At 62.5% G+C, this 17,637-nt stretch carries 17 protein-coding genes; 14 read left to right on the top strand and 3 right to left on the bottom strand.

The genetic code is table 11. The features are described from left to right. Nucleotides 1-144: 144 nt before the first annotated feature. From ACRESH_RS03045 to ACRESH_RS02995, 11 genes are all read left to right on the top strand, one after another. The gene (locus ACRESH_RS03045) at nt 145-1,143 is read left to right on the top strand and encodes a D-cysteine desulfhydrase (protein ID WP_431740549.1); all 999 of its coding nucleotides are present in this window, start codon (nt 145-147) and stop codon (nt 1,141-1,143) included. A 107-nt stretch (nt 1,144-1,250) separates the two neighbouring features. Then, entirely contained in the window at nt 1,251-2,045 is a 795-nt protein-coding gene (gene tcyJ / locus ACRESH_RS03040; RefSeq protein WP_431740548.1) for a cystine ABC transporter substrate-binding protein, read from the top strand. Beyond that, complete coding sequence (gene tcyL / locus ACRESH_RS03035; RefSeq protein WP_431740547.1) at nt 2,042-2,707, top strand: cystine ABC transporter permease; 666 nt, start codon at nt 2,042-2,044, stop codon at nt 2,705-2,707. Before tcyJ ends, tcyL begins: the two co-directional genes overlap by 4 nt. Before the next feature lie 6 nt (nt 2,708-2,713). Continuing rightward, a complete protein-coding gene (gene tcyN / locus ACRESH_RS03030; protein WP_431740546.1) occupies nt 2,714-3,475 on the top strand; it encodes an L-cystine ABC transporter ATP-binding protein TcyN in 762 nt (253 codons plus the stop codon). A 170-nt stretch (nt 3,476-3,645) separates the two neighbouring features. After that, nucleotides 3,646-4,368 carry a hypothetical protein gene (locus ACRESH_RS03025; RefSeq protein WP_431740545.1) on the top strand — a complete coding sequence of 241 codons (723 nt, stop codon included), beginning with the start codon at nt 3,646-3,648 and terminating at the stop codon, nt 4,366-4,368. A 174-nt stretch (nt 4,369-4,542) separates the two neighbouring features. Next, nucleotides 4,543-5,784 carry an SfnB family sulfur acquisition oxidoreductase gene (locus ACRESH_RS03020; protein ID WP_431740544.1) on the top strand — a complete coding sequence of 414 codons (1,242 nt, stop codon included), beginning with the start codon at nt 4,543-4,545 and terminating at the stop codon, nt 5,782-5,784. Nucleotides 5,785-5,805: 21 nt separating this feature from the next. Next, the gene (locus ACRESH_RS03015) at nt 5,806-7,011 is read left to right on the top strand and encodes an SfnB family sulfur acquisition oxidoreductase (RefSeq protein WP_431740543.1); all 1,206 of its coding nucleotides are present in this window, start codon (nt 5,806-5,808) and stop codon (nt 7,009-7,011) included. Beyond that, the gene (locus ACRESH_RS03010) at nt 7,011-8,387 is read left to right on the top strand and encodes an LLM class flavin-dependent oxidoreductase (protein WP_431740542.1); all 1,377 of its coding nucleotides are present in this window, start codon (nt 7,011-7,013) and stop codon (nt 8,385-8,387) included. Before ACRESH_RS03015 ends, ACRESH_RS03010 begins: the two co-directional genes overlap by 1 nt. Nucleotide 8,388: 1 nt before the next feature. Then, complete coding sequence (locus ACRESH_RS03005; protein WP_431740541.1) at nt 8,389-9,192, top strand: MetQ/NlpA family ABC transporter substrate-binding protein; 804 nt, start codon at nt 8,389-8,391, stop codon at nt 9,190-9,192. A 1-nt stretch (nt 9,193) separates the two neighbouring features. After that, nucleotides 9,194-10,321 (top strand): methionine ABC transporter ATP-binding protein, encoded by a 1,128-nt coding sequence (locus ACRESH_RS03000; RefSeq protein ID WP_431740540.1) that lies wholly within the window; start codon nt 9,194-9,196, stop codon nt 10,319-10,321. Next, nucleotides 10,311-10,955: a methionine ABC transporter permease gene (locus ACRESH_RS02995; protein ID WP_431740539.1), complete on the top strand. Its 645-nt coding sequence runs from the start codon at nt 10,311-10,313 to the stop codon at nt 10,953-10,955. The genes ACRESH_RS03000 and ACRESH_RS02995 overlap by 11 nt, the downstream gene beginning before the upstream one ends. A gap of 10 nt (nt 10,956-10,965) precedes the next feature. Here the strand turns inward: ACRESH_RS02995 and ACRESH_RS02990 are convergent, their stop codons facing one another. After that, nucleotides 10,966-12,021 carry a haloacid dehalogenase-like hydrolase gene (locus ACRESH_RS02990; protein WP_431740538.1) on the bottom strand — a complete coding sequence of 352 codons (1,056 nt, stop codon included), beginning with the start codon at nt 12,019-12,021 and terminating at the stop codon, nt 10,966-10,968. A 241-nt stretch (nt 12,022-12,262) separates the two neighbouring features. Between ACRESH_RS02990 and ACRESH_RS02985 the strand changes: the two genes are divergently transcribed. Then, entirely contained in the window at nt 12,263-13,654 is a 1,392-nt protein-coding gene (locus ACRESH_RS02985; RefSeq protein ID WP_431740537.1) for an L-cystine transporter, read from the top strand. Between the two features lie 78 nt (nt 13,655-13,732). Here the strand turns inward: ACRESH_RS02985 and ACRESH_RS02980 are convergent, their stop codons facing one another. Next, nucleotides 13,733-14,251 (bottom strand): dihydrofolate reductase, encoded by a 519-nt coding sequence (locus tag ACRESH_RS02980; protein WP_431740536.1) that lies wholly within the window; start codon nt 14,249-14,251, stop codon nt 13,733-13,735. A 62-nt stretch (nt 14,252-14,313) separates the two neighbouring features. Here ACRESH_RS02980 and ACRESH_RS02975 point away from each other — a divergent pair, with 62 nt between their 5' ends. Both ACRESH_RS02975 and ACRESH_RS02970 read left to right on the top strand, forming a co-directional pair. Then, nucleotides 14,314-15,705, top strand: a complete 1,392-nt coding sequence (locus ACRESH_RS02975) for a DUF2868 domain-containing protein (RefSeq protein WP_431740535.1) — start codon at nt 14,314-14,316, stop codon at nt 15,703-15,705. Then, nucleotides 15,698-17,062: a GTPase/DUF3482 domain-containing protein gene (locus tag ACRESH_RS02970; RefSeq protein WP_431740534.1), complete on the top strand. Its 1,365-nt coding sequence runs from the start codon at nt 15,698-15,700 to the stop codon at nt 17,060-17,062. Before ACRESH_RS02975 ends, ACRESH_RS02970 begins: the two co-directional genes overlap by 8 nt. Nucleotides 17,063-17,066: 4 nt before the next feature. Here ACRESH_RS02970 and ACRESH_RS02965 read toward each other — a convergent pair whose 3' ends face one another. Continuing rightward, a complete protein-coding gene (locus tag ACRESH_RS02965) occupies nt 17,067-17,627 on the bottom strand; it encodes a phosphonate degradation HD-domain oxygenase (RefSeq protein ID WP_431740533.1) in 561 nt (186 codons plus the stop codon). Nucleotides 17,628-17,637: the final 10 nt, after the last annotated feature.

The raw sequence follows: 17,637 nt of genomic DNA, 5'->3' as shown, positions 1-17,637 counted from the left end.
GATAGGCACTCACTTTACGGCAAATGGCCGTGAGGGAAAAAATAACCCTTTATTCCATAACGCTATAAAGACGGCATAAGCCCGGTAGTTGCCCACCGGCCTGTGGCTGCCTATAGTCGGATTTTCCCTTGCAGACGGATTGCCATGATCGACCGACAGCTATCGCGCTTCAATCGTCTGGACCTGCTTGGCGCGCCTACCGCGCTGGAAAAGCTGCACCGCCTCTCGGCCTGGGCCGGCCGCGACATTTATGTCAAACGCGACGACTGCACGCCTCTTGCCCTGGGCGGCAACAAACTGCGCAAACTCGAATACCTGGCTGCCGATGCCTTGAGCAAGGGTGCCGACACCCTGGTCACTGCCGGGGCGATCCAGTCCAACCATGTGCGTCAGACCGCAGCCCTGGCTGCCAAACTCGGCCTCGGATGCGTGGCCCTGCTGGAAAACCCCATCGGCACCGACTCGCTCAATTACCAGCACAACGGCAATCGGCTGTTGCTCGACCTGTTCGACGCCAAGGTCGAGTTGGTCGACAACCTCGACACTGCCGACGAACAACTGCAAGCACTGTCGGTACGCCTGCACGCCAGCGGACGCAAGCCATACATCGTGCCGATTGGCGGCTCCAATGCACTCGGCGCGCTGGGTTATGTGCGCGCCGGCCTGGAGCTGGCAACCCAGATCGAGCACTGCGGTGAACAGTTCGCCGGGGTGATCCTCGCCTCCGGCAGTGCCGGGACCCACAGTGGCCTGGCCATCGCCCTGGCCGAGACATTGCCACAGCTGCCGGTGATCGGCGTTACCGTATCGCGCAGCGACGAGGCGCAGCGGCCGAAAGTTGAGGGGCTGGCAGAACGTACCGCCAAGTTGCTGGGCGTCCGCCTGCCGGAGACGTTCAAGATCGAACTGTGGGACGAGTACTTCGCCCCCCGCTATGGTGAACCGAATGCCGGAACGCTAGCTGCCATCCGCTTGCTGGCCAGCCAGGAGGGGTTGCTGCTGGACCCAGTGTACACCGGCAAGGCCATGGCCGGCTTGCTCGACGGTATCGCTCGCCAGCGATTCGACGACGGCCCGCTGATTTTCCTGCATACCGGTGGGGCACCGGCATTATTCGCCTACCCTGAGGTCTGGAATAGCTGAACACGTTATTCATAAACAATATAATAAAATGAATTTATATTATTTTTAAGCCTATTAGCGTCACCCTATAGTCGCCATCCACTACACAACAACATTGGGGCTTCGTCATGACAGTAATCACTAAACAGATTCTCAACGCAGGCGTCGCCCTGCTGCTTGGCGCCAGCCTGCTCGGCCAGGCCGTTGCCGGTGAGCAACTGAAGACGATCAAGGACAAGGGCACGATCAGCGTCGGCCTCGAAGGCACTTACCCACCGTTCAGCTTCGTCGATGCCGACGGCAAGCTCGCCGGTTTCGAGGTGGAGCTGTCCGAAGCCCTGGCCAAGGAATTGGGCGTCAAAGCCAAGCTGCAACCGACCAAATGGGATGGCATCCTCGCCGCCCTGGAGTCCAAGCGCCTGGATGTGGTGATCAACCAGGTGACCATTTCCGAGGAACGCAAGAAGAAGTACGACTTCTCCCAGCCTTACACCGTTTCCGGCATTCAGTCGCTGGTGCTGACCAAGAAAAAGGATGAGCTCAATATCAACACCGCTGCCGACCTTGCCGGTAAAAAAGTCGGGGTGGGCCTGGGTACCAACTACGAACAGTGGCTGAAAGAGAACGTCCCGCAAGCCGACATCAAGACCTATGACGATGACCCAAGCAAGTTCCAGGACCTGCGCGTTGGCCGCATCGACGCCACCCTGATCGACCGCCTCGCCGCCCTGGAGTACGCCAAGAAGGCCACGGATACTAGCGTCGCCGGTGAAGCTTTCTCGCGCCAAGAAGCCGGCATCGCCCTGCGCAAGGGAGAGCCGGAACTGCTCGACGCCATCAACAAGGCACTGGACAAGCTGCGCGCCGACGGCACCCTGGCCAAGCTGTCCGAGAAGTACTTTGGCGCCGACGTGACTAAATGATCGAAAACAGCCTGCAGCTTGCGCTGGACAGTGCGCCCTTTCTGCTCAAGGGCGCGTACTACACCGTCATCCTCAGCCTCGGCGGGATGTTCTTCGGTCTGCTGCTGGGTTTCGGCCTGGCGCTGATGCGCCTGTCGTCGCTCAAGCTGCTAAGCTGGACAGCGCGGGTCTACGTGTCGTTCTTCCGTGGCACGCCGCTGCTGGTCCAGCTGTTCATGATCTACTACGGCCTGCCGCAACTGGGCCTGGAGCTTGATCCGCTGCCGGCGGCGCTGATCGGCTTCTCGCTGAACATGGCCGCCTATGCCTGTGAAATCCTGCGCGCCGCCATCGGCTCCATCGATCGCGGCCAATGGGAAGCGGCTGCCAGTATCGGCATGACCCGCGGCCAGGCCATGCGCCGGGCGATCCTGCCCCAGGCCGCGCGCACGGCCTTGCCACCACTGGGCAACAGCTTCATCTCACTGGTCAAGGACACCGCCCTGGCCGCCACCATCCAGGTGCCGGAACTGTTCCGCCAGGCCCAACTGATCACCGCACGCACCTTTGAAATCTTCACCATGTACCTTGCCGCCGCACTGATCTACTGGGTGCTGGCCAGCGTTCTCGCACACCTGCAGAACCGCCTGGAAGTGCGGGTCAACCGGCACGACCAGGAGTAACGCGGCATGATCGTGGTAGAGCGACTGAGCAAGCAGTTCAATGGCCAGACGGTATTGAACGACATCAGCCTGAAGGTCGAGGCGGGCGAAGTAATCGCCATCATCGGCCCCAGCGGCTCCGGCAAGACCACCTTCCTGCGCTGCCTGAACCTGCTGGAAACCCCCAGCAGCGGCCGCATCCAGGTCGGTAACGTGGCGATCGATGCCAACCTCCCCCTCACCAAACAGCAAGGGCTGATCCGCAAGCTGCGCCAGCAGGTCGGTTTCGTGTTCCAGAACTTCAACCTGTTTCCCCATCGCACGGCGCTGGAGAACGTCATCGAAGGCCCGCTGGTGGTCAAGAAGATGCCTCGTGAGCAGGCCGTCGCCCTGGGCATGAAACTGTTGGCCAAGGTCGGCCTGGCGGGCAAAGAGGCGTCCTATCCGCGCAAGCTGTCCGGCGGCCAGCAGCAACGGGTGGCGATTGCCCGGGCCCTGGCCATGGAGCCTGAAGTGATTCTCTTCGACGAACCGACCTCGGCACTGGACCCGGAACTGGTCGGCGAAGTGCTGGCGACCATTCGCGGCCTGGCCGAAGAAAGGCGCACCATGATCATCGTCACTCACGAAATGAGCTTCGCCCGCGATGTCGCCAACCGGGTGATCTTTTTCGACAAGGGTGTGATTGTCGAACAGGGCGAAGCCCGGGCGCTGTTCGCTCATCCCCGGGAAGAGCGAACCCGGCAGTTCCTCGGCAAGTTCCTCGGCACCCAGAACACTGGGTACTGAGTTCCCCGCCAGATCCCCAAACGCTCCTCGCCCGCAGGCTTCCCCTGTGGGCGTAGTCCTGTTCCGAAGTTGGCCGCTGCCGACCAAATGGCAATGTTCGGGCTTGACCCTTTACCTCTGCTGACCAATAACCGCCAATCCTGCAGATGCTCATGCCAAGGATGCGCGCCATGCCCAATGTCAGCCAAGGCCCCGAACTTTCCCCACCGATCCTCCCCGGCATCAATGCGGCCGGCATTGGCTGCCACAGCGCCGCGCGATTACGGGCGCGCGTGCCGATCCAGCCGCCCATGGAAGCTGGCGACCTGCTGACCTTGTTCTGGGGCCAGCGCTTTGTAACCGCCCACACCCTGCAAGCCCATGAGCCGGATGACAGTATCGACCTGCGCATACCCGCCGGCTTGCTGCACAACGGTATCCACCGCCTGCATTACCGCCTGCTCAAACCCGGCAACCACCCGCTGCGCTCACCCGAACTACAGGTCCTGGTCAAACTCGACTGCCCCGGAGGCAACAGCACACATGAGCACTTGCAGCCATTGCAGCTGGCGGGCCGGTTACGTCGCGAAGGCCTGTTTCTGCACACCTTGAACAACGACCTGCCCCGCACACTGGCGCCTTACCGGAACATGGCTGCAGGTGACCGGATCACCTTGCGCTGGGGCGACCTGCGCCTGGACCTGCCCAGCGTGAATGCCTGTCAGGTCGGCCACCCGCTGCAGGCCAGGATCCCCCTGGCATTGATCCAGGAAAGCGGCCCCGACCCACATCTGGAACTGAGTTACTGCATTCTCGACCGGGTCGGCAACCGCTCGCAGTGGGCGCCTGCGGTGCACCTGCGGGTGTTCGCCGGGCGACCGTTGAGTACTTCTATTCATATTCCGATAAGTTAGTTTATTTAATTTTTATACAGCATTAGGGTATATGAACCGGACCACCGGACCAGCGCATTTCAGTCGGCGCAGCCTGCGCCGACCTTTCCAATACGTGAGGTAAGGTATGGTCAGGAACACAATCACCCCAGTGCGTAACGTCAGGGCATTGAGTGCAGCCAAGGAGCGGCACTGATGTCCAGTCTGGCAGATACCAACGTCCACAGTGACCTCGACAGCGCCCCGCTGCTGTTGCCGGCCAAGGTGCTACGCAATGACGCTGAAGCCTTGCAAGCCGCCCATGAGCTGGCCGAGGTTGCCCGCAGCCAGGCCGCTCGACGCGACCAGCAGCGCAAGCTGCCCTGGGCCGAAATCGAACAGTTCACCCGCAGTGGCCTGGGCAGCATTTCCATTCCCCGCGCCTACGGCGGTGCACAGGTGTCCTTTGTCACCATCGCCGAAGTGTTTCGCATCATCAGCGCCGCCGACCCGGCGCTGGGGCAAATCCCGCAAAACCAGTTCGGCATCCTGCAGTTGCTCAAAGGCACCGCCAGTGAGCGCCAGAAGGACCTGCTGTTCAAATCGGTGCTCGACGGTTGGCGGATCGGCAACGCCGGGCCCGAACGCGGTAGCAAGCACACCCTGGAGCTCAAGGCACGGATCACTCGCGAGGGCGATCACTATGTGCTCAGTGGGCAGAAGTTCTATTCCACCGGTGCGCTGTTTGCCCACTGGGTGGCGGTCAAGGCGCTGAACGATGAAGGCCGCCAGGTCATGGCCTTTGTCCGTCGCAGCACGCCAGGGCTGCGTATCGTCGATGACTGGTCCGGGTTCGGCCAGCGCACCACGGCCAGCGGCACCGTGCTGCTGGACCGGGTTCAGGTCAATGCGCAACTGGTAATCGACAACTGGCGCCAGAACGAGGTGCCGAATATCCAGGGCGCCGCTTCGCAACTGATCCAGGCTGCCATTGATGCCGGTATCGCCGAAGCCGCCGTCGCTGACGCCATCACCTTTGTGCGGGAAAAGTCACGGCCATGGATCGATGCCAAGGTCGAGCGCGCCAGCGATGACCTCTACGTGATCGCCGATATCGGCCGCCTGCAACTTGAGCTGCATGCTGCCCAGGCCTTGTTGAGCAAGGCTGCGCGCACCCTTGATGAGTTCAACGCAGCACCTGTGGATGCTGCCGCGGCAGCCCGGGCCTCGATTGCCGTGGCCGAAGCCAAGGTGCTGACCACCGAGATCGCCCTGCAGGCCAGCGAGAAACTCTTCGAGCTCGCCGGCAGCCGCGCCACTCTCGCCGAGTTCAACCTCGACCGGCACTGGCGCAATGCCCGCGTACACACCCTCCACGACCCGGTGCGCTGGAAATACCACGCCGTTGGCGCCTATCACCTCAACGGTGCCTTGCCTGCCCGGCATTCCTGGGTCTGACCAGACCACTGGAGCCTACTTATGAGCCTTCTGCCGCAACCGCACGAAAACGTCGCGGTCATCCACACTGACGCCCAGGCATTACAGACTGCCGAAGCACTGGCCGGCGAGCTGCGCCGCGACAGCATTCTGCGCGACCGCGAACGACGTCTGCCATATCCTGAACTGGCACTCTTTTCTCATTCCGGGCTGTGGGGCATCAGTGTCCCTAAAGCCTTTGGCGGCGCAGGCGTGTCGAACGTCACCCTGGCCAAAGTCATCGCCCGTATCGCCCAGGCCGACGCTTCGCTTGGGCAGATTCCACAGAATCATTTCTATGCCCTGGAAGTGCTGCGGGTAAATGGCAGCCCGCAGCAACAGCAGCGCCTGTACGCCGAAGTACTGGCAGGCAAACGCTTCGGCAACGCCCTGGCGGAACTGGGGACCAAAACCGCCCACGACCGCACCACTGCGTTGAGCCGTGACGGTCACGCCTACCGGATCAACGGGCGTAAGTTCTACGCCACTGGCGCCCTCTATGCCCAGCGCATCCCTACTTCAGTGATCGACGAGCAGGGTGTACAACAATTGGCCTTCGTCCCAGCCGAGAGTGCCGGGCTGCAAGTGATCGACGACTGGAGCGGCTTCGGCCAGCGCACCACCGGCAGCGGCTCGGTGCTGTTTGAGAATGTCCGGGTCGCCGCTGAGGATGTAATTCCTTTCCAGAGCGCCTTCGAACGGCCGACCACCGTTGGTCCGCTGGCGCAGATCCTTCATGCTGCGATCGACACCGGCATCGCCCGCGCCGCCTATGAAGACGCCCTGCAGTTCGTGCGCAGCCGCAGCCGCCCGTGGATCGATGCTGGCATCGACAAGGCCAGCGACGACCCACTGACCCTGAAGTCCTTCGGTCGCCTGGCGATCCGTCTGCACGCAGCCGAGGCGCTGCTTGAACGCGCCGGCGAGTACCTCGACCAGGCCCAGGCCGAAGCCAATGCCAGCACCGTGGCCGCCGCCTCCATCGCCGTGGCCGAAGCCCGCGCGATCAGCACCGAAATATCCCTGGCCGCCGGCACTACCCTGTTCGAACTGGCCGGCAGCCAGGCCACCCTCGCCGAACATGGCCTGGATCGCCACTGGCGCAACGCCCGCGTACATACCCTGCACGACCCGGTACGCTGGAAGTACCACGCCATCGGCAACTACTACCTCAACGATGAGAACCCACCGCTGCGGGGGACCATCTGATGAACAAGAAAAAAATCCTCCTCAATGCCTTCAACATGAACTGCATTGGCCACATCAACCACGGCCTGTGGACCCACCCGCGGGACACATCGGCCCAGTACAAAACCCTGGAGTACTGGACCGAGCTTGCCCAGTTGCTGGAGCGTGGACTGTTCGACGGGCTGTTCATCGCCGACATTGTCGGGGTCTACGATGTCTACCAGAACAGCGTCGAGGTACCGCTCAAGGAGTCGATCCAGCTGCCGGTCAACGACCCTTTGCTGCTGGTGTCGGCCATGGCTGCGGTCACCCGTCACCTGGGTTTCGGCCTGACCGCCAACCTGACCTACGAGCCGCCCTACCTGTTCGCCCGCAAGCTCTCGACCCTCGACCACCTGAGCCAGGGCCGGGTGGGCTGGAATATCGTCACCGGTTACCTGGACAGTGCTGCCCGGGCCATGGGTCTTGAACAGCAAGTGGAGCACGACCGCCGCTACGACCAAGCCGACGAGTACATGCAAGTGCTGTACAAACTCCTGGAAGGCAGCTGGGAAGACGGCGCGGTGGCCAACGATCGGCAACAGCGGGTCTATGCCCACCCGGACAAGGTGCACAAGGTGAACCACCAAGGCGAGTTCTACCGGGTCGAAGGCTATCACCTGTGCGAACCCTCGCCACAACGCACCCCGGTGCTGTTCCAGGCGGGCAGCTCCGAGCGCGGCCTGGGCTTTGCCGGCAAGCATGCCGAGTGCGTGTTTATCAGTGGCCAGACCAAGACCGGCACCCGTGCCCAGGTCGACAAGGTACGCGCTGCTGCCGTGGCCGCCGGCCGTGATCCCGGGGCGATCAAGGTATTCATGGGCCTGACCGTTATCGTCGCCCGCAGCGAGGAACAAGCCTGGGCCAAGCACGCCGAGTACCTGCGCTACGCCAGCGCCGAGGCAGGTGTTGCGCATTTCGCCAGCTCCACCGGTATCGACTTTTCCGTATACGAACTGGACGAGCCGATCCAGTACGTCAAAAGCAACGCCATCCAGTCGGCGACCAAGACCCTGCAGAACAACGACTGGACCCGGCGCAAGCTGCTCGACCAGCACGCCCTCGGCGGGCGCTACATCACCGTGGTCGGGTCAGCGGCCCAGGTCGCCGACGAACTGGAAAGCTGGATCGCTGAAACCGGCCTCGACGGTTTCAACCTGACCCGCACCGTAACCCCGGAAAGCTACGTCGACTTCATCGACCTGGTGATCCCCGAGCTGCAGCGTCGTGGCGCCTACAAGACCGCCTACGAGCAAGGCAGCCTGCGCGAAAAACTCTTCGCCAGTGACCAGCCCCTGCTGCCCGCCGACCATCCCGGCGCCAGCTATCGCCACACCACCCCGACTGGAGCGCTATAGCATGCTTAAGACCTTCCTTGCCCGCCCCGTCGCGGCCCTAGCCCTGACCCTCGGTCTGTTTGCCACCACCCAGGCCGCTGATGCGTTAAAAGTCGGCACCACCGCAGCCTTCGCGATCCCGCTGGAAGCGGCCGTCAGTGAAGCGAAAAAACAGGGCCTGAGCGTCGAACTGATCGAGTTCAGCGATTGGATCGCACCGAATGTCAGCCTGGCCAGCGGCGATATCGACGTAAATTATTTCCAGCACATCCCCTTCCTGGAAAACGCCAAGGCTGCGGCGGGTTTTGATCTGGTGCCCTATGCACCGGGGGTGATCAACAACGTCGGCCTGTACTCGAAAAAGTACAAAAGCTTTGATGAATTGCCCCAAGGCGCCAGCGTGGCCATCGCCAACGATCCGATAAACAGCGGACGCGGCCTGCAGCTGCTGGCCAAGGCCGGTCTGATCACGCTCAAACCCGGCGTTGGCTACAAGGCCACCGAAGAGGACATCGTCGCCAATCCCAAACAGTTGAAGATCCTTCAGGTCGAGGCGGTGCAACTGGTGCGTGCCTACGATGATGCCGATCTGGTCCAGGGTTATCCGGCCTACATCCGCCTGGCCAATACCTTCGACGCCACCTCGGCCCTGCTGTTCGACGGCCTCGACCACAAGGAATACGTGATCCAGTTCGTCATCCGCCCGCAGAACAAGGACGATCCGCGCCTGGCCAAATTCATCGACATCTACCAGCACTCGCCTGCCGTACGTGCCGCCCTGGACAAGGCCCACGGCAAGCTCTACCAGCCAGGCTGGGAGAGCTGACATGAGCACCGCCACCGCCCTCCTGGCGCCGGAGGAACAGCCCTTTGCGCCACTGCACCAGGCTCAGCAACTGGCCCTGCATCCTGAGCTGGGCAGCGCCCATGTACGCTTCATCGGTCTGGGCAAGACCTACCCGGGGCAAGCTGCCCCGGCGCTGGAGGCCATCGACCTGAACATCCAGCGCGGCGAGATCTTCGGCATCATCGGCCGCAGTGGTGCTGGCAAGTCGTCGCTGATCCGTACCATCAATCGCCTTGAGCAACCCAGCGCTGGCCGTGTGCTGATCAACCAGGTGGACATCGGTGAGTTCGATGAGGACCGTCTGGTGCGCCTGCGCCGACGCATCGGCATGATCTTCCAGCACTTCAACCTGATATCGGCGAAGACGGTGTGGCAGAACGTCGAACTGCCACTCAAGGTAGCCGGTGTGGCCAAGGCCCAGCGCCAGCGCAAGGTTGCCGAGCTGCTGGAGCTGGTCGGTCTCGAGCAAAAACACCACGCCTATCCCGCGCAATTGTCGGGCGGGCAAAAGCAACGTGTCGGCATCGCCAGGGCGCTGGTTCACGACCCGGATATTCTTCTGTGCGATGAAGCGACCTCGGCCCTTGACCCGGAAACCACGGCTTCCATCCTTGAGCTGCTGCGCGACATCAACCAGCGTCTGGGCCTGACCATCGTGCTGATCACCCACGAGATGGCGGTCATCCGCGATATCTGCCAACAAGTGGTGGTGCTTGAGCGCGGACGCATCGTTGAGCAGGGCGCGGTCTGGCAGGTTTTCGGCGATCCCCGGCACGAGGTCAGCAAGACCTTGCTCGCCCCCTTGCAGGCCGCTTTGCCGGCCTCGCTGCAGGCACGTCTGCAGACCCAGCCGAGCAGCGCCGCAGCGTCCCTGGTGCTGAACCTCAAGGTCACTGGCACTGACCGCCAGGCCCCAGAGTTATCCACATTGTTCGCCAACCTCGGTGGCCGGATCAGCCTGCTGCAAGGCGGGATCGAACCCATTCAGGGGCGACCTTTGGGGCAACTGGTAGTGTCGGTGGCGGACTCGCCGCACAGCCATGAGCAGATCATCGAATGTGCCCGGCAGTGGGCCACGCAGGTAGAGGTGCTGGGTTATGTGGACTGATCGCCTGCTCCAGGGTGTACTCGATACCCTGCTGATGGTCGGAGTGTCATCGCTGATTGCTTTACTGGCCGGGATCCCGTTGGCGGTGATCCTGGTGACCAGCGGCAAGGGCGGGATCTTCGCAGCGCCCAGTCTGAACCGGGTGCTCGGGGCCTTCGTCAACCTGTTCCGCTCGATCCCGTTTCTGATCCTGATGGTCGCGTTGATCCCCTTCACCCGCCTGATCGTCGGCACCACCTATGGTGTCTGGGCGGCCGTGGTGCCCCTGACCATTGCCGCCACGCCCTTCTTTGCCCGGATCGCCGAAGTCAGCTTGCGTGAAGTCGACCATGGCCTGATCGAAGCCGCCCAGGCCATGGGTTGCCGACGCTGGCATATCGTCTGGCACGTACTGCTGCCCGAGGCCCTGCCGGGCATCGTCGGCGGCTTCACCATCACCCTGGTGACCATGATCAATTCCTCGGCCATGGCCGGTGCCATCGGTGCTGGCGGTCTGGGCGACATCGCCTACCGCTACGGCTACCAGCGTTTCGACAGCCAGATCATGCTCACCGTGATTGTCATGCTGGTGGTGCTGGTGGCATTGATCCAGCTTGGCGGCGATCGCTTGGCCAAAGGCTTGAACAAGCGCTGACCGCTCCCACTCATTGGATCTGCTCAGGCGTGACAATCACCCAGTTTTTATCCGCCGTCACCGGCAAGCCCTCTTTGGCCTGGGCTGCCGCGTTCTGGGCAATCATGCCGTTGAGCAGGTCCATGTACTTGGCTTTGCGGTTTATCCACAGGTGAATGCCACCCTTGCTGACATCGACACTGTGAAACTGCATGTAGCCGTCGCTGGTGGGCGTGTCACCGCCAACCAGCACCGGCTTCTTCCACTGATCGATGTATGTAAGAATCGCTGCCTGCTTGCCAGCCATCCAGGTTGCCGGGGTCCACAGGTAAGGGGTCAGTTCCAGGCCCATGTTGGCCTGAGGGTCATAGTTGCCAGCGCTGATCTGCTTGCGCGCGGTGGTCAGGGCGCCATTGTCGCGATCCTTGAGCAACAGGCTGACGCCAATGACATTCTGCGGTTTGACGTTGTAGCCGTACTTGGGGTCGGAGGCGACCATACGCACCAGCTCTTCGGACGCGGCGGTCATGACATACACCTCGATGCCATTGGCCATCAGCTTGTTGAACAGCTCGGTCTGGCCGGTGAAGATCTTTGGTGGCTGCACCTCGATGGTCTTGACCTGATTGCCCTCGTAATAGGTACTGGGAATCGGCTTGCCAGAGGCCATCAGTTCATCGACATAGCCCTTGAGTTCCTTGAGCGTGAAACCGGAAAACACCTGCGCAACCCAGGGATAGCAGACCATGTCGTCGATTTCGCAGAGCCGGTAGTAGTAGCTGAACAGGCTCTCCTTGTGTTCGGCGGTGTCCTTGAATGGCATCAACTTCAACGAGGGATCGAGCTTTTCACGGCTGAGTAGTCCTTTGTTTTCCATGAACGGCAGCAACGACTCTTCGAGGTCGAAGCGGTAGCTGGTGTTGTCCATGTCAAACACCGCGTAATTGCCCTTGTTGGCATTGGCCGCGATCATAGTATCCAGTTGCTTGGCAGCGTCAGCAGGCCAATGCTTGAGTTCGCTGGCCCAGGTTTGACCGGTCAGCAGTAGTGCCAGGCCGGCGGCGAGAGCTTTCGGAGCAGACGTCATGTGCATTTCTCCAGAAAAGAGGCTCGCCCACGCTAGCCAAAACAAAGGGCTCAGCACGACCTGACAGCGACGCCAACACAGCCCTCAGCGGCGCCGCAGATGCCATTTACGACATGCCTATATTCCAAAAACGACTATGCAAATTACCTTTTGATATAAATTCGTTCGTTTTCATGCTGTTAGCATTTCTGTTCGCAATCGCACACAGAGGCGATGCCCCCGCTTTTTCTCTGGAGCTTCAATGAATCTGCCGCTGTCACTCAATCTGCTGGCGTTCCTGGCATTGCTGCTAGGCCTGGCCCAAACCCGTCATGGCAACTGGAGCCTGGCCAAGAAGGTCCTGGTCGGCCTGGTCCTCGGCGTGCTGTTCGGTGCTGCCCTGCATGCCATCTATGGCGCTGGCAACCCGGTGCTCAAAGCCACCATCAGCTGGCTCGATATGGTCGGCAACGGTTATGTGCAGTTGCTGCAGATGATCGTCATGCCGCTGATCTTCGCCTCGATCCTCAGCGCCGTGGCGCGTCTGCACAATGCATCGTCACTGGGCAAGATCAGCTTCCTGACCATCGGCACCCTGCTGTTCACCACGGCCATTGCCGCGCTGATCGGCATTGTCCTGACCAACCTGTTCGGCCTGACCGCCGAAGGCCTGGTCGCCGGCACTGCCGAAACCGCGCGGATGCAGGCGATCCAGAGCGATTACGTGGGCAAGGTCGCCGACCTGAATATCCCGCAGTTGCTGCTGTCGTTCATCCCCAGCAACCCGGTGGGTGACCTGGCCCGGGCCAAGCCGACCTCGATCATCAGCGTGGTGATCTTTGCCGTGTTCCTCGGCATGGCCGCCCTGCAGTTGCTCAAGGATGACGCGGAAAAGGGTAACCGCGCCCTGGCCGCCATCGACACGCTGCAGGCCTGGGTGATGCGTCTGGTGCGCCTGGTGATGAAGCTCACCCCCTATGGTGTACTGGCGCTGATGACCAAGGTGGTGGCCAGCTCGAACCTGGACGACATCCTCAAGCTCGGCAGTTTCGTCGTGGTGTCCTACATCGGCCTGGGGTTGATGTTCGTCGTGCATGGCGTGTTGCTGGCGATCAGCGGCGTCAACCCGCTGCGCTTCTTCCGCAAGGTCTGGCCAGTACTGACCTTTGCCTTCACCAGCCGCTCCAGCGCCGCCAGCATCCCGCTGAGCATCGAGGCGCAAACCCGTCGCCTGGGTATTCCGCAATCGATCGCAAGCTTTGCCGCTTCGTTCGGCGCGACCATCGGCCAGAACGGTTGCGCCGGTCTGTACCCGGCAATGCTGGCAGTGATGGTAGCTCCGGCCGTTGGCATCAACCCGCTGGATCCGCTGTGGATTGCCACACTGGTGGCTATCGTGACCCTGAGTTCGGCCGGTGTCGCCGGTGTCGGTGGCGGTGCAACCTTCGCTGCGCTGATCGTACTGCCAGCCATGGGCTTACCCGTGGAACTGGTGGCTTTGCTGATCTCGGTTGAACCGCTGATCGACATGGGCCGTACGGCGCTGAACGTGAATGGTTCGATGACGGCGGGGGCGATTACCAGCCAGATGCTCAAGCAGACTGACAAGTCAGTGCTTGATGCTCAGGAGCATGCGCAGCTGACGCATTCCTGAGCTTTTTGCTGCCTTTGATGGCCTCAACGCCGGCTCCTACGGCGCCCTGTAGGAGCCGGCATTGCCGGCGAAGCGTTCTTAGATCCTTTCCCAAACCTCAAAGTGATACGCCGGCTTCTCTCCCTCCGCCGGATTCTCCTGGCTCGACGCCAGCGCCCACTGCGCCGCATCAAACTCAGGAAACCACGCATCCCCTTCCGGGCTCAGCTCAACGCGCGTCAGATACAGCCGATCCGCCAGGCCACGCTCAATGGCCTGGGTATACAGCTGCGCGCCACCAATCAGCATCAGCTCATCAACGCCCTGCTCCAGCGCCCACTGCTCGGCGCGCAGCATGGCCTCATCGAGCGAAGCAAACACTTCGGCACCTTCGAGCTGCAGCCCAGGCTGGCGGCTGACCACCAGGTTCAAACGCCCAGGCAATGGCCGGCCCAACGAATCCCAGGTCTTGCGCCCCATGATGATCGGCTTGCCTAGGGTGGTGGCCTTGAAATACTTGAAGTCCCCCGGCAGGTGCCAGGGCATGCGGTTGTCGATGCCGATCACACGGTTCTCGGCGAGCGCCGCGATCAGGCTGAGGGGAAGTGATGTTTTCATGCCGGCGAGGATAGCAAAGCCCGATCTTCGATGCCTGGGTTATGCTTGGGCTGACTTGATCAATGGAAGACCGTGTGACTGCACTGACTGACCTGGACAAACGCTGGCTCACTGAAGCGGTACGCCTGCGCGAGGAACACGCAGGCCCCCTGGAGGATCAGGAAGCCAATCGCCGCGCCCGGCAACTGGGCGGCGACCTGCCGACGCGCATTGAACAGCGTGCCCTGTGGCTGGCCGAACGCGACGGCATGCGCAGCGCCCTGCAGCACTGCAAGCAAGGTGCGCGGTTGGCGCTGGCGTTGCTGCTAGTACTGGCGATCGTCAGCGGCGCCGGTCTGGCCCTGGCCGCCCTGGGCGACAGCCAGCGCCCGGTGAATGTGTTCTGGGCGCTGGGCAGCCTGCTCGGCTTGAACCTGTTGTTGTTGACAGGATGGGCCGTGGGCTTTTTCTTCGCTGGGGAGCAAGGCGCGCCCCTGGGCAAGCTGTGGCTGTGGCTCAGCGAGAAATTCGCCCGCGATGCCCAGGCCGCGCATTTAGCGCCCGCCCTGCTGGTGTTGCTGCAACGCCAGAAGCTCAATCGCTGGCTGCTCGGGCTGCTGGTCCACAGCCTGTGGCTGGTGGCCTTGGGCACCGCGCTGGTGATGCTGCTGATTCTGTTGGCCACCCGGCGTTACGGTTTCGTCTGGGAGACCACCATTCTCGGCGCCGACACCTTCGTCGGACTGACCCAGGCCCTTGGCGCCCTCCCTGCGTTGCTGGGTTTCAGCGTGCCGGACATCACCATGATCCGCGCCAGCGGCGACAGCCAACCCGCCCTCGAACTGGCCCGCCAGGCCTGGGCCAGCTGGTTGCTCGGGGTGTTGCTGGTGTTCGGCATTTTCCCGCGCCTGCTGCTCGCAGCCTTGTGCCTGTGGCGCTGGCGCAGCGGCCGCAAGCGCCTGGGCCTGGACCTTAAGCTTCCCGGCTACAGCCAGCTGCGCGAGGCGCTGATGCCCAGCAGCGAACGCCTTGGCGTCAATGACGCCGCGCCGGACGCCTTGCCAGAGATCGTCCGTGGTGTAGGCGACGAGCACAGCGACGGTGCCTTGCTGGTTGGCCTGGAGCTGGACGACCAGCGCACCTGGCCGCCCGCCCTGCCCGCCACGGTCAACAACGCCGGCATCCTCGACAGCCGCGAATCGCGCAACAAGCTGCTGGAACAACTCAGCCGCTTCCCTCCGGCGCGCCTGGCCATCGCCTGCGACCCGCTACGCTCGCCGGATCGCGGTAGCCTGGCGCTGCTTGCCGAGCTAGCACGCAACGCCGGTGCTACGCGTATCTGGCTGCTGCAGGCAGCGCCCGGCCAGGCCCTGGACGCCGATCGCCTGGGCGATTGGCATCAGGCGCTGGACCAGCTTGGGCTAGAGCACGCCGACAGCGCCCCACTGAACTGGCTGGAGCATGGCCATGACTAAGCCACTGAAACTGGCTGTGGTCGGCCATACCAACGTCGGCAAGACTTCACTGCTGCGTACCCTGACCCGTGATGTCGGCTTTGGTGAAGTGTCCCACCGGCCAAGCACCACCCGCCATGTTGAAGGCGCGCGCCTGTCGGTGGAGGGTGAGCCCTTGCTGGAGCTTTACGACACCCCGGGCCTGGAGGACGCCATTGCCCTGCTCGATTACCTTGAGCGCCTGGAGCGACCGGGCGAGCGCCTCGACGGCCCGGCGCGCCTGGAGCGTTTTCTTCAGGGCAGTGAAGCGCGCCAGCGCTTCGAACAGGAAGCCAAGGTACTGCGCCAACTGCTGGCCAGCGATGCCGGCCTGTATGTGATCGATGCCCGCGAGCCGGTGCTGGCCAAGTACCGGGATGAGCTGGAAGTGCTCGCCGGTTGCGCAAAACCGCTGTTGCCGGTGCTCAATTTCGTCGCCAGCAGCGGCCATCGCGAACCTGACTGGCGTGAAGCGCTGGCCCGCCTTGGCTTGCATGCGCTGGTGCGCTTCGACAGTGTCGCGCCCCCGGAAGATGGCGAGCGCCGCCTCTATGAAAGCCTGGCACTGATGCTGGAAAAGTCCCGCCCGGCCCTGCAACGGCTGATCGACGATCAACAGGCCCAACGTCTGGCCCGCCAGCTCAGCGGCAAGCGCCTGATAGCCGAGCTGCTGCTCGATTGCGCCGCTTGCCGTCGCAGCGTGGTGGCCGAGCCTGGCGCCGAAGCGGCTGCCATCGAAGCGTTGCGCAAGGACATTCGCCTGCGCGAACAACGCTGCGTCGAGGCCTTGCTCAAGCTGTATGCCTTCCGCAAGGACGACGCCAGCGCCAGCGAGTTGCCGCTGCTGGACGGGCGCTGGGGCGATGATCTGTTCAATCCCGAAACGCTCAAGCTGCTGGGCGTGCGTCTGGGCAGCGGTGTGGCGGCCGGTGCTGCGGCCGGTGCCGGTATCGACCTGCTGGTCGGCGGCTTGACCTTGGGTGCCGCGGCGCTGGCCGGGGCCATTGCCGGTGGTGCGTTACAGACCGCGCGCAGCTACGGCTCACGCCTGCTCGGCAAGCTCAAGGGGCAGCGGGAGTTGACGGTGGATGACAGCGTGCTGCGTTTGCTGGCCCTGCGTCAGCATCAGCTGATTCAAGCGCTGGACAGCCGCGGGCATGCAGCGATGGAGCGGATCAGATTGACGGCGCCACAAGAGCAAAGCTGGCGCGAAGGCAAGCTGCCGGAAGCGTTGAACAAAGCGCGGGCGCATCCGCAGTGGTCATCGCTCAGTCCGGGGGCGCGGTTCAATCAGGCTGAGCGGCAGGAGCAGATCGACGCTTTGGTGCTCGAGCTTTAGCGCCTCAAATGCAATGCAAAAGCGCCAGAGCCTTGCCCTTGAGCACATCCAGGTCAATCACCGGCACGTTCATCTCCTTGGCCAGTTCATCCCACTCGCGCATGCGCAGGCTCACCGTACACAACGGGTCACGCTCGAAGGCATCGGCCTCGGCTTCGCTCATCACGCCCCCCTGGTACTCCAGAGTGCGACGACTGGCTTCGCTCAAGCGCTGGTAGTAGCCCGGTTTTCGTAGCGTCAGGTAACGCTTGGCCTCGACGTGGTATTGCACCAGGGTCGCCAGGCGCTGACTGAATCCGCAGCGAAGCAAATAGTTGGCGCCAACCTGCTCGTGGCTGACTACGCCGTAGCCGCCCATGTCACCTTCGGCGCCGCCGCAGATGTGGCTGATGTCATGGAAGAACGCCGCCAGCACCACTTCATCATCAAAACCTTCGTCCATGGCCAACCGGGCCGCCTGGGACATGTGCTCCAACTGCGACACCGGCTCGCCGATGTAGTCCTCATCACCATGCTGCTGGTACAGGGCAAAGATCTCGCTGACAACCTGCTCGGCTGTTCTCATTGTTTTCCCC

Source organism: Pseudomonas sp. (assembly GCF_050739775.1).
GTDB lineage: Bacteria > Pseudomonadota > Gammaproteobacteria > Pseudomonadales > Pseudomonadaceae > Aquipseudomonas.
The sequence above is the reverse complement of the archived record's forward strand: the minus strand, read 5'-3'. Positions and strand labels throughout refer to the sequence as shown.

Excerpts from the sequence above, each read along its gene's own strand:
- tcyN (WP_431740546.1), top strand. The coding sequence starts at position 2,714 with ATGATCGTGGTAGAGCGACTGAGCAAGCAGTTCAATGGCCAGACGGTA.
- ACRESH_RS02995 (WP_431740539.1), top strand. The coding sequence starts at position 10,311 with ATGTGGACTGATCGCCTGCTCCAGGGTGTACTCGATACCCTGCTGATG.
- ACRESH_RS02990 (WP_431740538.1), bottom strand. The coding sequence starts at position 12,021 with ATGACGTCTGCTCCGAAAGCTCTCGCCGCCGGCCTGGCACTACTGCTG.
- ACRESH_RS03025 (WP_431740545.1), top strand. The coding sequence starts at position 3,646 with ATGCCCAATGTCAGCCAAGGCCCCGAACTTTCCCCACCGATCCTCCCC.
- ACRESH_RS02965 (WP_431740533.1), bottom strand. The coding sequence starts at position 17,627 with ATGAGAACAGCCGAGCAGGTTGTCAGCGAGATCTTTGCCCTGTACCAG.
- ACRESH_RS03020 (WP_431740544.1), top strand. The coding sequence starts at position 4,543 with ATGTCCAGTCTGGCAGATACCAACGTCCACAGTGACCTCGACAGCGCC.
- ACRESH_RS03015 (WP_431740543.1), top strand. The coding sequence starts at position 5,806 with ATGAGCCTTCTGCCGCAACCGCACGAAAACGTCGCGGTCATCCACACT.
- ACRESH_RS03045 (WP_431740549.1), top strand. The coding sequence starts at position 145 with ATGATCGACCGACAGCTATCGCGCTTCAATCGTCTGGACCTGCTTGGC.
- ACRESH_RS02975 (WP_431740535.1), top strand. The coding sequence starts at position 14,314 with ATGGAAGACCGTGTGACTGCACTGACTGACCTGGACAAACGCTGGCTC.
- ACRESH_RS03005 (WP_431740541.1), top strand. The coding sequence starts at position 8,389 with ATGCTTAAGACCTTCCTTGCCCGCCCCGTCGCGGCCCTAGCCCTGACC.
- ACRESH_RS03000 (WP_431740540.1), top strand. The coding sequence starts at position 9,194 with ATGAGCACCGCCACCGCCCTCCTGGCGCCGGAGGAACAGCCCTTTGCG.
- ACRESH_RS03010 (WP_431740542.1), top strand. The coding sequence starts at position 7,011 with ATGAACAAGAAAAAAATCCTCCTCAATGCCTTCAACATGAACTGCATT.
- ACRESH_RS02985 (WP_431740537.1), top strand. The coding sequence starts at position 12,263 with ATGAATCTGCCGCTGTCACTCAATCTGCTGGCGTTCCTGGCATTGCTG.
- ACRESH_RS02980 (WP_431740536.1), bottom strand. The coding sequence starts at position 14,251 with ATGAAAACATCACTTCCCCTCAGCCTGATCGCGGCGCTCGCCGAGAAC.
- ACRESH_RS02970 (WP_431740534.1), top strand. The coding sequence starts at position 15,698 with ATGACTAAGCCACTGAAACTGGCTGTGGTCGGCCATACCAACGTCGGC.
- tcyJ (WP_431740548.1), top strand. The coding sequence starts at position 1,251 with ATGACAGTAATCACTAAACAGATTCTCAACGCAGGCGTCGCCCTGCTG.
- tcyL (WP_431740547.1), top strand. The coding sequence starts at position 2,042 with ATGATCGAAAACAGCCTGCAGCTTGCGCTGGACAGTGCGCCCTTTCTG.